The sequence below is a fragment of the Veillonella parvula genome, from assembly GCF_036456085.1.
GTDB classification, from domain to species: domain Bacteria; phylum Bacillota; class Negativicutes; order Veillonellales; family Veillonellaceae; genus Veillonella; species Veillonella parvula_E.
Genome location: NZ_CP138632.1, coordinates 452,286 through 467,998 on the forward strand (window position 1 = coordinate 452,286; position 15,713 = coordinate 467,998).

General features: G+C 37.9%; 10 protein-coding genes. All 10 read left to right on the forward strand.

Annotated features, from left to right (window positions below):
- The first annotated feature begins 11 nt into the window (after positions 1–11).
- The 10 genes from PK1910_RS02215 to mnmL all read left to right on the forward strand — a co-directional run bounded on the left by PK1910_RS02215 (position 12) and on the right by mnmL (position 15,708).
- The gene (locus PK1910_RS02215) at positions 12–3,194 is read left to right on the forward strand and encodes an efflux RND transporter permease subunit (protein ID WP_287511158.1); all 3,183 of its coding nucleotides are present in this window, start codon (positions 12–14) and stop codon (positions 3,192–3,194) included.
- Positions 3,195–3,348: 154 nt separating this feature from the next.
- Positions 3,349–4,290, forward strand: coding sequence for a manganese-dependent inorganic pyrophosphatase (locus PK1910_RS02220; protein ID WP_128114073.1), 942 nt, complete (start codon positions 3,349–3,351; stop codon positions 4,288–4,290).
- A gap of 219 nt (positions 4,291–4,509) precedes the next feature.
- A complete protein-coding gene (gene pcrA, locus PK1910_RS02225; RefSeq protein WP_287511160.1) occupies positions 4,510–6,699 on the forward strand; it encodes a DNA helicase PcrA in 2,190 nt (729 codons plus the stop codon).
- Between the two features lie 81 nt (positions 6,700–6,780).
- Entirely contained in the window at positions 6,781–8,784 is a 2,004-nt protein-coding gene (gene ligA / locus PK1910_RS02230; protein WP_287511162.1) for an NAD-dependent DNA ligase LigA, read from the forward strand.
- A gap of 160 nt (positions 8,785–8,944) precedes the next feature.
- A complete protein-coding gene (gene gatC, locus PK1910_RS02235; RefSeq protein WP_004695967.1) occupies positions 8,945–9,235 on the forward strand; it encodes an Asp-tRNA(Asn)/Glu-tRNA(Gln) amidotransferase subunit GatC in 291 nt (96 codons plus the stop codon).
- A gap of 11 nt (positions 9,236–9,246) precedes the next feature.
- Complete coding sequence (gene gatA, locus PK1910_RS02240; RefSeq protein ID WP_173014528.1) at positions 9,247–10,707, forward strand: Asp-tRNA(Asn)/Glu-tRNA(Gln) amidotransferase subunit GatA; 1,461 nt, start codon at positions 9,247–9,249, stop codon at positions 10,705–10,707.
- A complete protein-coding gene (gene gatB, locus PK1910_RS02245; RefSeq protein WP_331299319.1) occupies positions 10,704–12,152 on the forward strand; it encodes an Asp-tRNA(Asn)/Glu-tRNA(Gln) amidotransferase subunit GatB in 1,449 nt (482 codons plus the stop codon). The genes gatA and gatB overlap by 4 nt, the downstream gene beginning before the upstream one ends.
- 163 nt (positions 12,153–12,315) lie before the next feature.
- Positions 12,316–12,732 carry a DUF308 domain-containing protein gene (locus PK1910_RS02250; protein ID WP_331299321.1) on the forward strand — a complete coding sequence of 139 codons (417 nt, stop codon included), beginning with the start codon at positions 12,316–12,318 and terminating at the stop codon, positions 12,730–12,732.
- 63 nt (positions 12,733–12,795) lie between these two features.
- Positions 12,796–14,634 carry a B12-binding domain-containing radical SAM protein gene (locus PK1910_RS02255; RefSeq protein WP_287511164.1) on the forward strand — a complete coding sequence of 613 codons (1,839 nt, stop codon included), beginning with the start codon at positions 12,796–12,798 and terminating at the stop codon, positions 14,632–14,634.
- Between the two features lie 108 nt (positions 14,635–14,742).
- Positions 14,743–15,708 carry a tRNA modification radical SAM protein MnmL/YtqA gene (mnmL, locus tag PK1910_RS02260; RefSeq protein WP_287511166.1) on the forward strand — a complete coding sequence of 322 codons (966 nt, stop codon included), beginning with the start codon at positions 14,743–14,745 and terminating at the stop codon, positions 15,706–15,708.
- Positions 15,709–15,713 lie beyond the last annotated feature (5 nt).

The window sequence follows — 15,713 nt, forward strand, 5'->3', positions numbered from 1 at the left end:
GAGGATAGATCGTGTCGAAATTCTTTATTAATCGACCTATCTTTGCCATCGTAATAGCCATTGTTATTACGTTGGTAGGGCTTATCTCCATGATGAACCTTCCGGTAGCTCGATATCCACAAATTTCTCCACCTACAGTTCGCGTTAATACTGCCTATACTGGTGCAACTGCTCAAGTTGTTAATGATACGGTAGCCAGTGTTATTGAAACGCAGATTGTAGGCGTACAAGATATGGACTATATGACTTCTAATAGTTCCAGTAACGGTAGCTATTCGTTGACTGTTCAGTTCAATCAAGGTACAGATGCTGATATGGATGCGGTTAATACGCAAAACCGTGTTCAAGCAGCACTTGCACAATTGCCTTCAGAAGTACAAGCTGTAGGTGTTACAACTACTAAATCTTCTGGTGATATGGCACTTATATTCTCTTTGAGTTCACCAAATGGCACATATGATGCAACATTCTTAAAGAACTATGGTACCAATTATATGATGGATACTATCAAATCCATTAAGGGTGTTGGTTCTGTACAGGAGTTCGGATCTGATTATTCTATGCGCATTTGGTTGGATCCTGCAAAGATGCAAAAACTTGGTGTTACTATCTCTGAAGTTACGGCGGCTATTAAAGGTCAAAACTTACAAGCCGCAGCAGGTACAGTAGGGAAAAATCCTACAAATGGTGAACAAGCATTCCAATATCCTATCAAAATTGATGGACGTCTCGTAACACCTGAACAATTTGGTAATATTGCTATTAAAAGCACTAATGGTAAGGTGTTACATCTAAAAGATGTCTCCCGTATTCAAATTGGGGCTGAAGGATATGACTTCATTGCAAAATCTGCTCATAAAGAGGTTGCCGGTTTTGCTATTTCCCTACAAAATGATGCTAATGCATTAGAAACAATTGCTAATGTTAAGAAAGTTCTAGATGAGCAATCTAAATCCTTCCCACCAGATATGCAATATAACGTAGTTGTAGATAATACTAAATTCGTAAGTGCATCTATTAATGAGGTTGAGCATACATTTGTAGAGGCATTGCTCCTTGTTTTAGTTGTAGTATATGTGTTCTTACAATCTTGGCGATCCACAATCATTCCTATGATTGCTGTGCCAGTATCTTTGCTTGGTACATTTGGCGCTTTCATTTTATTAGATTTCTCTATTAACACTTTGACGCTTTTTGCCATGGTTTTGGCTATCGGCCTTGTTGTTGATGATGCTATCGTCGTAGTAGAAGCTGTTGAATATGAGTTAAAATATAATGGTTTACCTCCAAAAGAGGCGGCTATTAAAGCGATGGAAAATGTGCAAGGACCAGTAATTGGTATTGCCTTTGTATTGACTGCTGTATTTGTACCAGTTGCTTTCATGGGTGGTATAACAGGCATCCTTTACAAACAGTTCGCATTAACGATTGCCGTTTCCGTTGTAATTTCAGCTATTATCGCGCTTGTGTTGACACCAGCATTATGTGCTACTATGTTGAAACCACATATATCTAAAGAGCGTGAAGACTGGTTACATCGCCAATTAAATAAGTTTAATGCTGCTCTAGAACGATTCAGTAATTGGTATGGCATCCAATTAGCGCGTTTAAGCCATCGTTTGAGTTTAACTGTTATTGCATTGCTAGTCTTTGCAGGTGGTACAGCCTTAGTATTTCACTTCTTACCAACTTCTTTCGTACCAGCTGAAGATAGTGGTTACTACATGATTGCTATTAATGAGCCACCTGGTGCTACGTCGGAACGTACTATGGCTACACTTGAAAAAATTGCATCTTTCTTGGAAGAAAAAAATGATCCTGAAAAACCTAAGGACGAACAATTATTCCAAGAAGTATTTACTGTCGCTGGTTTTGACCTCTTAGGTGGTGGTCAAAAGTCTAGTGCGGGTGTAATTTTTGCTACTATGTCTGACTGGAAATATCGTACTACTGCTGCAACTTCTATCAATGCAATGGTTGGTCAAACCTTTGGTTTTGCCGCTCAAGGTGTACCTGAAGCAACAGTTATTGCTATGAATCCACCATCTATTCCAGGTCTTGGTACTACTGGTGGTTTTAGTATGTACATCATTAACAAAGCTGGCGATAGTCCACAAGTTATGGCTGACCGTACTAATGAATTTATTGCGGAAGCTCGTAAGAGCCCAGCAATTCAATCTATTTATACTACTTTTGATACATCTACGCCGACATTACAATTTAATGTAAATCGTGAAAAAGCGGCTCAAGATGGTGTAGCATTAGCTGATATCTTTACCACTTTGCAAGGGTTCTATGGTAGTATTCAAGTTAACGACTTTACTACTTATGGTAAAAACTATAAGGTTGTAGTCCAAGCGGAAGACGCATATCGTCAAAATGCGGATCAGCTTAATATGTTAGCTGTTAGAAATAGCAATGGCCAAATGGTTCCTGTTTCTAACTATATTACAAAGGAACAAACAGGTACACCATCTAGCATTACTCGCTTTGATAATGCGATGGCCGTACAAATTGGTGGTTCTCAAGCTAGAGGATATTCCTCTGGTGATGCTATCAATGCATTAAAAGAGGCCGCCGCTAAAACATTACCTGCTGGTTATACATATGATTGGGCAGGGCAATCTCGTGAAGAGTTAAAAGCCGGTTCTCAATCTATGTTGATTCTAGGTTTAGGCCTTGTCTTTGTATTCTTAATCTTGGCTGCCTTATATGAGTCTTGGAAGGTTCCATTTGCCGTATTGTTCTCCGTACCATCTGGTATGATTGGTGCTTCTTTAGTACCATTCTTATTGAACTTTACAGGCAGATACTCTTTGGCAAATGATATTTATATGCAAATTGGTCTTTTAACCTTGGTTGGCTTGGCTGCAAAAAATGCGATTCTGATTATCGAATATGCTAAGATTCGCGTTGACGAGCGTGGTATGAACGTGGTTGATGCCGCTATCGAAGCTGCAAAAATTCGTTTGCGTCCAATTTTGATGACATCCTTTGCATTTATTCTTGGTGTATTACCATTGGCAGTATCTACTGGTGCTGGTTCTGGTGCACGTACTTCCATGGGGGTTACAGTAGTAGCAGGGATGACAACAGCTACATTGTTTGGTATCTTTATCATTCCAATGTTGTTTATCATTATTGAAACACTTGGACCTGGTTTGTTAACAAACCGCAAAAAAAATCACGACTAATCATTTACATTAGATATTTTGTAGAATGTTAAAAACACGTCACTACTTAGTAGTGGCGTGTTTTTTTATATGATTTATGTTATAATGATATAGTTAAAAATCGGATTGACGTAAGTCGATATTAAGTATGAAATTAATATAAAAGAGGTATATTATGAGTGATGTAAAAACATATGTAGCAGGTCATAAAAGCCCTGATACGGATTCAATTTGTTCTGCTATTTCCTTTGCTAACTTACTAACACAAATGGGAACACCAGCAACTCCAGTCTGTGCAGGTGAAGCTAACAAAGAAACAACATATATTTTGAATCATTTTGGCTTTGAACACCCACAAATCGTTAAGAACTGGGAAGAATTTGCTCCAGAAGGCGGCAACTTGTATTTAACAGACCATAATGAATCCAAACAAATTATTGATGGTTACAAATCCATGAATATGTGTGGTGTTGTAGATCATCATCGTATTGGTGATTTTGAAACTGATGGACCTGTATTCATGCGTTTAGAACCAGTTGGTTGCTCCAATACAATCATTACTAAATTGTACATGGAGAATAATCAAGAAATTCCTAAAGGCATTGCAGGTTTGATGTTATCTGCTATCATTTCTGATACTGTATTATTCCGTTCTCCAACATGTACAGAAACAGATAAAGAAATGGCTCATAAATTAGCTGAAATCGCTGGCGTAGATATTGAGTCCTATGGGCTAGATATGTTGAAAGCGGGAGCAGATATTTCTGATTTAACTAATGATGATATCGTTCGTACAGACATGAAAGAGTTCTCTGAAGCAGGTAAGACTATTTCTATCGGTCAAATTTCTGTTATGGATACAACTGATGTATTGGCTAAACAAGGCGAACTAGTACAAGCCTTAGAAGCGCTTCGCAATGCTAATAACTATGATGCATCTTACATCATGATTACAAATATTCTCGATGAAAGTACTACATTGTTGTTTAGTGGAGATGTAGAGGCCGTAGTTACTAAAGCATTTGAAAAAGAAATAAAGGATAATGGTGTATTCTTACCTAATACTATGTCTCGTAAAAAACAAATTGTACCACCAATTCTTGGTGCCATGAAATAGTATACAAACTAAAAAAGAACGTTGCTCGCAACGTTCTTCTTCTCTATTTATAGGGCTTCAAGTATATTGCATGTATATTGTAATTGCTATTATAGATGTGTTTATTTAGTTATAACAATTTAGCTTTTAACTATACATACTTGTTTCACAGCTTATTAAAGATTATTTATGTATATTTGGAGTTTATGTTGTATATGTAAGGGCAATAGGTGTATTCCGATGAATTCATTATTAACAGGTTTAAATAAAGAACAACAACAAGCTGTCCAGCATACGGAAGGCCCTTTATTGATTTTAGCCGGTGCTGGATCTGGTAAAACAAAGGTCTTAACGGTTCGTATTGCACATTTATTGGCACAAGGTGTTAATCCTTATGAAATATTGGCCATTACTTTCACCAATAAAGCGGCGAAAGAAATGAAAAGCCGTGTAGAAGGTCTTGTTGGCGATGTGGCAAATCGTATATGGCTCAGTACATTCCATAGTTTTTGTGCTAAGTTTTTACGCTTTGAAATCGATAGTTTCTTAGGGTATAACAGCAATTTTACTATCTATGACACATCTGATTCTCAAGCTGTTATTAAGGCCGCATTGAAAGCATTAAATTTGGATGATAAATACTATCCAGTAGGGGCTATGATAGCCACCATATCAGATGCTAAGAATCAATTGCTTTTTGCTTCTGATTTTAGAAAACAAGCGCGAGACTTTTACCAACAAAAGGTTGCCGATGTTTATGAGTATTATGAGCGAGAGTTGCGCAAGAATAATGCATTAGACTTTGATGATCTTTTATTAGTAGCCGTTAAATTATTACAGTCTAATGCAGCTGTTCTTGATAAATATAGTCATCGTTTCCGTTATGTTATGATTGACGAGTATCAAGATACGAACCATGCACAATATTTATTGGCGAAATTATTAGCTTCACATTGGAAGAATATTGCCGTCGTAGGGGATGCTGACCAAAGTATTTACGCTTGGCGTGGTGCAGATATTCAAAACATCTTAGATTTTGAAAAAGATTATCCTAATTGCACATCTATAAAATTGGAGCAAAACTATCGCTCAACTAAAATTATTCTCGATGCAGCCAATGCTGTTATCGATAATAATGAGGGACGTCCAGAGAAAAATCTTTGGACCGATAAGACGGAAGGTGCGAAAATTCAGCATTTTACGGCTCAATCTGAACATGAGGAAGCTGCTTTTATCGGTGACACAATCGCAAAGAAACATGATATTCACGATGTTCCATATGGGGATATGGCCATTTTATATCGTACAAATGCCCAGTCTCGTGTCCTTGAGGAAGCACTCATTAAGCGGGCCTTACCTTATACGATGGTAGGGGGCACAAAGTTCTATGATCGTAAGGAAATTAAAGATGTTTTAGCATATCTACGTGTATTATATAATCCTTTTGATGATTTGAGCTTGTTGCGTATTATCAATGTTCCTAAACGGAGTATTGGGGCCACTACGGTTGCTAAGCTACAAGAATATGCTCGTGCGAATGGTACATCTTTATTTATGACGCTTACGCAATTACATTTAATTGATTCTATTAAAGGAAAAACTAAGGAAAAGTTAGAAGAATTTGGTATTCTCATCTTTACTCTTGTATCTGAAATGGAGAATCGAACTGTACTAGATATCTTGGAATCTATTCTAGATAGAACAGGTTATTTGGCACAATTAGAAGAGAGTACAGACCCACAGGATCAAGCTCGTGCTGAGAATATTGGTGAGCTTTTATCTGTGGCAAAAGACTTCCAAGATACAAATCCATCTGGTACTGTAGAGGACTTTTTAGAGCAAGTCGCGCTTGTCAATGATGTAGATTCTTTTGAGCAAGAAGAGTCTAAGGTGACATTGATGACATTACATGCCGCAAAGGGTCTAGAATTTCCTATCGTATTCTTATGTGGTTTGGAAGAAGGTTTATTTCCTCATAGTCGTACCTTGATGAACCCTGAAGAAATTGAAGAGGAACGTCGTCTTGCGTATGTAGGCATTACGCGTGCTGAAAAGGAATTATATATTTCTAATGCCACTACTAGAACAGTATTTGGCCGTACTAGTAGTTATTTACCATCTCGATTTATCGATGAAATTCCCGAAGAATTAGTAGATGGCTTACGTGCTAAGCGTAAAGTGCCTGATGATATTAAACGTCATGTACCTCAACATATGAGTGTTACTAGCCGCCCCGTGACGAAGCCAATCGTACGCAATGAAGTAATTGCTGACTGGAAGGTGGGCGATACGGCGATTCATAGTAAATGGGGGAATGGCAAAGTAATCAACGTAACTGGTGAAGGTGCTGGTATGAAATTGACCATTGAGTTTCCTACACAAGGTGTGCGCGTTGTAATGGCAAAATTTGCACCAGTTAAAAAGGGATGATTATCCTAATTATGTATATGGATAAATGGGGAACATATACAATTATTTAAATAGCTATATTTCTGTAAAAAAGGATATAAAATGGATCCGAAAGATAGAATTAAAGAGTTGCAACAGGAACTCACTCATGCGCAGTACTTATACTACGTAAAGGATGCTCCTACTATGAGCGACTTTGAATATGATAAAAAATATCGTGAGCTTGTGGAGTTAGAAACAGCTCATCCTGAATATATTGTGCCATCTTCTCCAACACAACGGGTTGGTATGAAGGTGGAAGGCTCCTTTGAAAAGGTCGTTCATGGACGTCCTATGTTAAGCCTTAGTAATGTATTTAATGCTGATGAAGTACGAGCATTTGGAAATCGTGTAGAAAAGGAACTTGGCCATAAGCCTTCTGCGTATGTGGTAGAACTTAAAATCGATGGCTTAGCGGTTAATTTACATTATGAAAATGGTATGTTTGTCCGTGCTGTTACGCGTGGTGATGGTCGCATTGGCGAAGATGTAACAGCTAATGTACGTACCATTAAATCTATTCCATTATTTTTAGATAATGCACCTGAGTTTATTGAAGTTCGCGGTGAAGCATATATGCCTCATAGTGAATTTAAACGTATTAATGAAGAGCGTGATGAAGAAGGTCTCCCAACCTTTGTAAATCCCCGAAATGCTGCAGCAGGTTCCTTACGCCAACAAGACCCAGCTATTACTGCTAACCGGAATTTAGCATTTTTCGCATATGCTATAGGTTCTGAAGTGGGAGCCAATATTCATAGCCAAGAGGAATTGCTTAAGAGCTTAGAGAACTTTAAGTTCTCTGTAAATCCTCATTATCGTGTATGTAAAACAATTGATGAAGTAATTGAAGCCATTAATTATTGGGGTGATAAGCGCCATGAACTTCCATATGATACAGATGGAATGGTTATTAAGGTAAATAGCTTTGATGATCAAGAGGTTCTTGGTAGCACTGCAAAGGATCCTAAATGGGCCACTGCGTACAAGTATCCACCTGAAGAAGTGGAAACAATCCTTAAAGATATTACCATTAATGTAGGTCGCACAGGGGTTCTAACTCCTACTGGTGAGCTTGAATCCGTATTTGTATCTGGTACGAACGTAAGCCGAGTCACATTACACAACCAAGATTTTATCGATGAAAAGGATATTCGTATTGGGGACCACGTTATCATTCACAAGGCGGCGGAAATCATTCCGGAGGTTATCCGTGTTGTTCCTGAAAAGCGAAATGGTTCTGAAATTCCTTTTACAATTCCTAATACATGTCCTGTATGTGAATCTCCTGCAGTTCGTCGTGAAGGAGAAGCGGCAGTTCGATGTACGAATAAACATTGTCCTGCCATTGAAAAGGAACAAATTATTCACTTTGCCTCTCGTGACGCTATGAATATTGATGGCCTTGGTCCTAGTATCGTAGAAAATTTGATTAATAACAAGTTAATTACAAATGTGGTTGATTTATATCACTTAACTGTGGATCAACTTGTTACAATGGAGCGTATGGGTAAAAAATCTGCAGAAAATTTGGTGAAGGCTATTAATGATTCTAAATCACGCGGTTTGGATCGAGTCTTATATGGTTTAGGAATCCGTTTAATTGGCTCTAAGGCTGCTACCACTATAGCTAATGTGGTCAAATCTATGGAACGGTTCATGACTATTACTAAGGATGAGCTAGTTGCGGTTGAAGAAATCGGTCCCACAATGGCAGATAGCATTATTGAATATCGTCAAGATCCAGCACATGTGGCAATTATTGAAGGCTTAACCCAAGCAGGTCTTAAGATGACTGTAGATGTAGTAGAAGCTGCAGGCAATCAATTGGAAGGCGAAATCGTCGTTCTCACAGGCAAGCTTGAGGTGATGGGACGCACTGAAGCGGGTAAAATCCTTGAAGCTCATGGGGCTAAGGTTACTGGTTCCGTTTCTAAGAAGACAACACTTGTTATAGCTGGTGAAGATAGTGGTAGTAAACTCACTAAAGCAAATGAATTGGGTATTCGTGTGATAAACGAAGAAGAGTTCGTAGAGCTATTAAAAGAACTCGGAGAAGATATTTAATTTTTGATGGGGTCCCGTTTTATTAGCATTAATTAGTAAAAAAGAAATTGCTATACCTGCTTGCTCCGTCCTACGTAAAGTCGCTGTACAGGTATAGTAATTTCTTTGAAAATAATACATCTATGCTTTATAATAAGTAATTATGAAAGGATGTGTTCCGATGAAAATCAGCCAAGAGGAAATAAAAAAAATCGCCTTGCTTTCACGTTTGGAAGTTAAAGAAGAACATATGGCACATGTAGAAAAAGAGTTGTCCGACATCTTGACCTATGTTGCTGAACTAGATGCATTAGAACTAGATGGTGTTGAACCAATGGCTCATGCTGTACCTTTACACAATGTATTTAGAGAGGATGAAAAGAAACCATCCCTTGATCATGAGTTAGCTTTATCCAATGCTCCAGAAGCAGAAGATGGGTACTTTAAAGTGCCTCGTGTTGTACAAGAATAGGAGATTTTGCTGTGCCGACAATTCATGAATTACATAAAAAACTTGTGAATAAAGAAATCAGTGCCGTTGAATTGACGAATGCTGTTATTGCTCATAAAGCTAAAGTGGAACCGACTGTGCATGCGTACTTGTCCGATTCTCATGACCGTGCTTTAACTATAGCTAAGGTTGTAGATGAAGCAATTGCTAAAGGTGAAGCGATTTCTCCACTAGCTGGTATTCCTGGTGCAATTAAAGATAATATTTGTATCAAAGACGAACCCGCAACTTGTGCGTCTAAAATGTTAGAAAACTTTGTGCCTCCATATAATGCGTCTGTTATCGAGCGATTACAAGACAATCATTATATTAGCCTTGGTAAACTTAATATGGATGAATTTGCTATGGGTGGTTCTACAGAGAATTCTGCATTAGCAAAAACGACTAATCCATGGAATATTGACTGTGTGCCGGGTGGTTCTTCTGGTGGTAGTGCAGCTGCTGTTTCTAGTGGTTCTGCAATTTGGGCTCTCGGTTCTGATACAGGTGGCTCCATTCGTCAACCAGCCTCTTTCTGTGGCGTAGTAGGTTTAAAACCAACCTATGGTAATGTATCCCGTTACGGCCTTATTGCTTTTGCATCTTCTTTAGATCAAATCGGACCTGTTACACGGGATGTAACGGATGCTGCATTGGTATTGAATGCTATTTCTGGTTACGATGCAAAAGATTCCACATCGATTCCAGGGGCTCGCGTAGATTACACTACAGCTCTTGTAAATGATGTACAAAATCTTAAAATCGGTGTGCCAAAAGAATTCTTTGGCGAAGGTCTTAATAGCGAAGTTCGCAAAGCTATGGAAGAGGCCATCGAAACGTATAAAAAATTAGGTGCTGAAATCGTTGAGGTTTCCTTGCCTAACTCTAAATATGCATTATCGGCGTATTATATCATCGCATTAGCAGAGGCAAGCTCTAACTTGGCTCGTTATGACGGTGTAAGCTATGGTATGCGCGTACCGGCGGATAATTTAGTAGAAATGTCTACTAAAACTCGTACAGAAGGCTTTGGTCCAGAAGTACAACGTCGTATCTTGTTAGGTACATATGTATTGAGTGCTGGTTACTACGATGCTTACTATTTGAAAGCATTAAAAGTTCGCCGCCTCATTAAAAATGAATTTGATGAAGCATTCTCCAAAGTGGATTTGATCTTAACACCAACTGCACCTAATACGTCTTATAAATTTGGTGAAAAAGCAAATGATCCATTGGCAATGTACTTAGAAGATATCTGTACAGTACCAGCAAACCTTGCAGGTATTCCAGGTATTAGCATTCCAGCAGGTATGAGCAGCAGCAATTTGCCAATTGGCTTGCAATTGCTCGGTCCTGCTATGGGTGAAGAAACATTGTTACGTGCCGCTTTCACATTTGAACAAGCACGTCCAGACTGTCAATTAGTAGCACCAACTGGGGAGGTTTCTATATGAGTAGTAAATACGAAACAGTCGTTGGTTTAGAGGTTCATACAGAGCTTAAGACTAAGTCTAAAATCTTCTGTGGTTGTACCACTGAATTCGGCGGTGATCAAAATACACATGTATGCCCAGTGTGCCTTGGCTTACCTGGTGCAATGCCTGTGTTAAATAAACAAGTAGTAGAATTTGCTATTAAAGTAGGTTTAGCATTGAATTGTGAAATCCTTAACTTTAACAAATTTGACCGTAAAAACTACTATTATCCTGATTTGCCTAAAAACTATCAAACATCTCAATATGATTTACCAATTTGCTTGAATGGTCATTTAGATATTGAGGTTAATGGTGAAACTAAACGCATTGGTATTACCCGTATTCATATGGAAGAAGATGCAGGCAAACTCGTTCATAGTGGCAACACTATTTCCGACTCTAAATCTTCTAATGTTGACTACAACCGTACGGGTGTACCTCTTCTTGAAATCGTATCTGAACCAGATATTCGTTCCGGTGCAGAAGCGAGAGCATACGTTGAAAAATTACGTTCTATTTTGCAATATTTAGAAGTATCTGACGGTCGTATGGAAGAAGGTTCTTTACGTGGTGACTGTAACGTATCCGTACGTTTACGTGGCACTACAGAATTTGGTACACGTACAGAAACTAAAAATGTTAACTCTTTAACTGCAATTCAAAAAGTTGTTGAATATGAAGCTTTGCGTCAAGCTAAGTTAATCGAAGCTGGCGGCAAAGTAGATCAAGAAACACGTACTTGGGATGATGCACAAGGTATCACGCTTGGAATGCGTAAAAAAGACGAAGAAAACGATTACCGTTACTTCCCAGAACCAGATTTGGTACCAATCGTAATTACAGATGAAAAAATCGAAGAAGTACGTCGTGCATTGCCAGAATTACAAGATGCTAAGATTGAACGCTTTGTATCTGAATATGGCTTGTCTCGTGAGGATGCTACAATTCTCACAGTATCTCGTAAGACTGCAGACTTCTTAGATGCTACTGTAAAAGCAGGTGCAGATCCTAAAACTGTGGCTAACTGGATGCTTGGTGACTTGTCCAAGATGATTAATGAAAGCGGTTTAACATTTGCTGAATCCAAGGTAAATCCTGAAAACTTGGCTGGTATGATTGCTCTTATCGATAAAGGTACAATTTCCGGCAAAATTGCGAAAAAAGTTATCGTATCCATGTGGGAATCCGGCAAGGATGCTGATACTATTGTAAAAGAGGAAGGTCTAGTTCAAATCACAGATACTGGTGCTATTGAAGAAATTGTTAAGCAAGTTATTGCTAATAATCCACAACCAGTAGCAGACTTCAAGAGTGGTAATGGTAAGGCTATAGGCTTCTTAGTTGGTCAAGTTATGAAGGAATCTAAAGGCCGAGCTAATCCTGGTATGGTAAATGAATTACTTAAAAAATTCTTAAATGACTGATATGAGTGTTAACATATATTAGCATTAAGCAATATAAAAAATAATCCCTTCAGATATATGGCTTTATATCTGAAGGGATTTCTATTTGCCATTATGTTGGTAAAATATGGTATAATAAATTGTATAAAATCAATTAGTATTTGTTCATATAAAGGAAATACATATGAATGATCAACACAATATAAACAATAATCAAAATACATATAGAAATGGTCAATCAGATGATGCTTATAGTCGCAGTACTTATTCTGGTGAACCTAATACACGCGTATTATCCGATGATGAGAGACGAGAATTTGATGGTGTAACTATTGAAGAGGTAGGCGATTCTGTCCATGTAGATTCAACGCCAACCAATATCAATGACGAGCAACAATATTACGATGAAAACAATCAATATGAACCGAAAGTTAAGGTGTATAGCTTTAATAGTACAAGCTGGCTTAGTCGAATTATATTGTTCATTGTCTTAGGGATTATTTTGGCTGCTGTTGTATTCTTTGGCAGTATCATTCTCACTGTCGCATCTGTTGTTATTTTAGTGGGTGCTATTATTTCTATTATATTTAGTCTCTTTTAATGGTATAATACATATATTATGACTAGACGGTGGCTGAGCCATTCGATGATTTAAAGGGGACCTATGAACGTAGTTTTATCCACATTAAACTCAAAATTTATACATTCTTCTCTGGCTTTGCGTTATCTCAAAGCGTATGGGCAGGCTCACGGACAGGCATACGATATAGTAGAATATACTATTAATATGCCTGTTTTACATATTCTTAGCGATATTACAGAGCGCAATATAGATGTATTGGGCTTTGCTTGCTATATCTGGAATATTGAGATGACTTTACATGTAGTAGACATGGTGAAAGCTGTGCGACCAGATATTAAAATTATTTTAGGTGGGCCGGAGGTGTCTTTCACAGCCGATGAAATCTTAAATCGTTGTGCTGCTGTGGACTATGTCGTACAAGGTGAGGGGGAAGAAGCTTTTTATCAACTTATTAGTGCACTAATCGCTGGCAAGGATGGCTTAGAAGAGCAGATTCCTGGCGTACGTGGTCGACACATTTCTGGCCGACTCCTGGGCTCTACTGATACGGTGGAGGTAAAAGATCTGAGTACTATACCATTCCCATATGTAGAAGAGGATATGACAGATTTAGAACATAAAATCATCTACTATGAATCCTCTCGAGGGTGCCCATTCTCTTGTCAGTACTGTTTATCTGGCAATAAAAATACAGTTCGCTTTTTTCCGCAGGAAAGAACTTTTAAAGAACTACAGTGGTTTATCGATCATAAGGTAAAACAAGTTAAATTTGTTGATAGAACTTTTAACTGTGCGCCACATCATCATCGACCTATGATGGAATTAATGCGTGATGCCGATACGGAGACGAATTTCCATCTAGAAATGGAACCAGAGCTAATGACGGAATGGGAAACAAATATTCTCTGTGAAACACCACCAGGCCGTATTCAAATTGAGGTAGGAGTTCAAAGTACACATAAGAAAACCTTAGATGCTATTAATCGATATAATGATTGGCCGTATATTCAAAAGGCTATTCGCCCTATTATTGAAGCAGGCCGAACTCATGTGCACATGGATTTAATTGTAGGCCTGCCTTACGAGAATAAACAGCGGTTTGGATTATCCTTTAATGATCTTTTTAGTTTACAGCCACATGCGTTACAAATTGGATTTTTAAAACTGTTAAAAGGTTCTGGTGTGCGCCGTATGGAGGAGTATCAATACATTAGTGATCCCTTAGCGCCATATGAGGTATTAAGTACTCACGTGCTCCCTTATAGAGATATACGTTTCTTAAAACACTTTGAAGATGTCTTTGAACGCTTTTATAATAGTGAACGATTTAGAACTGTGTTTGGTTATATTGGTAGTAAGCTTATAAAAGAACATACTGATACATCTATAACTGGGGAAGATACAGAAACTAATCATGTACCACCTATGAAAAAGTATGATTCTTCTAAAGTGGAGACAAAAAACGATGCCTTTTCCTATTTTTGTGACATGACACAGGCTTGGCTCGATGCAGGTAATCATAAGATTAATTTGAAAGATATAGATCAAATAGAGTTCTTGTACAATTTTTTCTTGTCTAAAGGTGATACAGTAGCTGCCGAATTATTACAATATGATACACTCGTTAGCTATCGTGGTAAGGTCCGCAGTGAAGCCGTAGGTTTACCAAAACAGACAAAAGAACTTTTACAAGAAGGGGAAGCATTCTGGCGCAATGAAGAAATTGCATCTCAGTATATCCCTAACTATACATTTAAAGAGTGGCGCAAAATTCGCCAACAATATGTAGAAATGCCTATGTCTGAAGATACGGCTAAAGTGTTAGGTATAGAGAATGTACCAAATGTACCTTTTACAGTTGTAATCGACGTAAATAAAGAGGTAAAACCTTTTATACGTCCTGATGTAGAGGCTTGTTAGTAATATAAAAATAGTTTATCTAATTTTTTATAATCAAAAGATTAGAGAATTTATGATAGTTGAAATATTACATAATAAGCGATGATTGGTTAGTTTAATAGGAGTGTTATGACCGATACAACGAGACCAAAACGATACCGCATGGTATCTAAATATTATAAAGAAACATATGGGGAAAAGGTTTATAAATTACCTGTAGCACTACCCTTGACCTGTCCAAACCGAGATGGTTCAGCTGGTGTTGGAGGATGTACCTTTTGTGGTGAAATCGGCGCAGGCTACGAAAATCGTCCTGCTTGGATGACGGTGCGCATGCAGCTAGAGGAAAACATTGCTCACATAGGCCCTAAATATAAAGCAAAGAAGTTCATCCCTTATTACCAAAACTTTAGTAATACCTACTTGAATCTTGATGATTTTAAAAACTATATTGAACAAGGATGCATCGATGAAGCCGTGGGCATTGCTATTGCAACAAGACCCGATTGTATTGCCGATGAATATCTTGAAATATTAGCTGATATTAGGGATCGCTTTCATAAGGATATCTATATTGAGCTAGGTCTTCAAACGGTTAACTATGATACATTAGAGAAAATTAATCGTGGTCATGATTTAGCCCAGTTTATTGATGCCGTATTACGGATTAAACGATATGGATTTAACATAACTACTCATATGATAGTTAATTTACCATGGGATACAATGAAGGATACAATCGAAGGGGCTCGTATTTTATCTGCACTCGGTGTTGATCAAGTGAAACTGCATGCTTTGTATATTGTAAAAAATACATTAATGGCCAAGTGGTATCAAGAGGGGCAGTTTACTTTAATTAGTGCGGAAGAATATGCTGATCGGGTTGTTAATTTTGTACGTCATTTACACCCTGATATTGTTTTACAGCGTCTTGTAGGGAGAGCGCCTGAAGATAATACGCTTTTTACAAACTGGTCCATGGGTTGGTGGCGCGTACAAGATTTAATTGATGATAAACTAGACGAACTAGATGCTCATCAAGGTGATCTCTGTGATTACCTAAATGGTAAAGCAGTTCGTAAATTTATAGATTAGGAGGT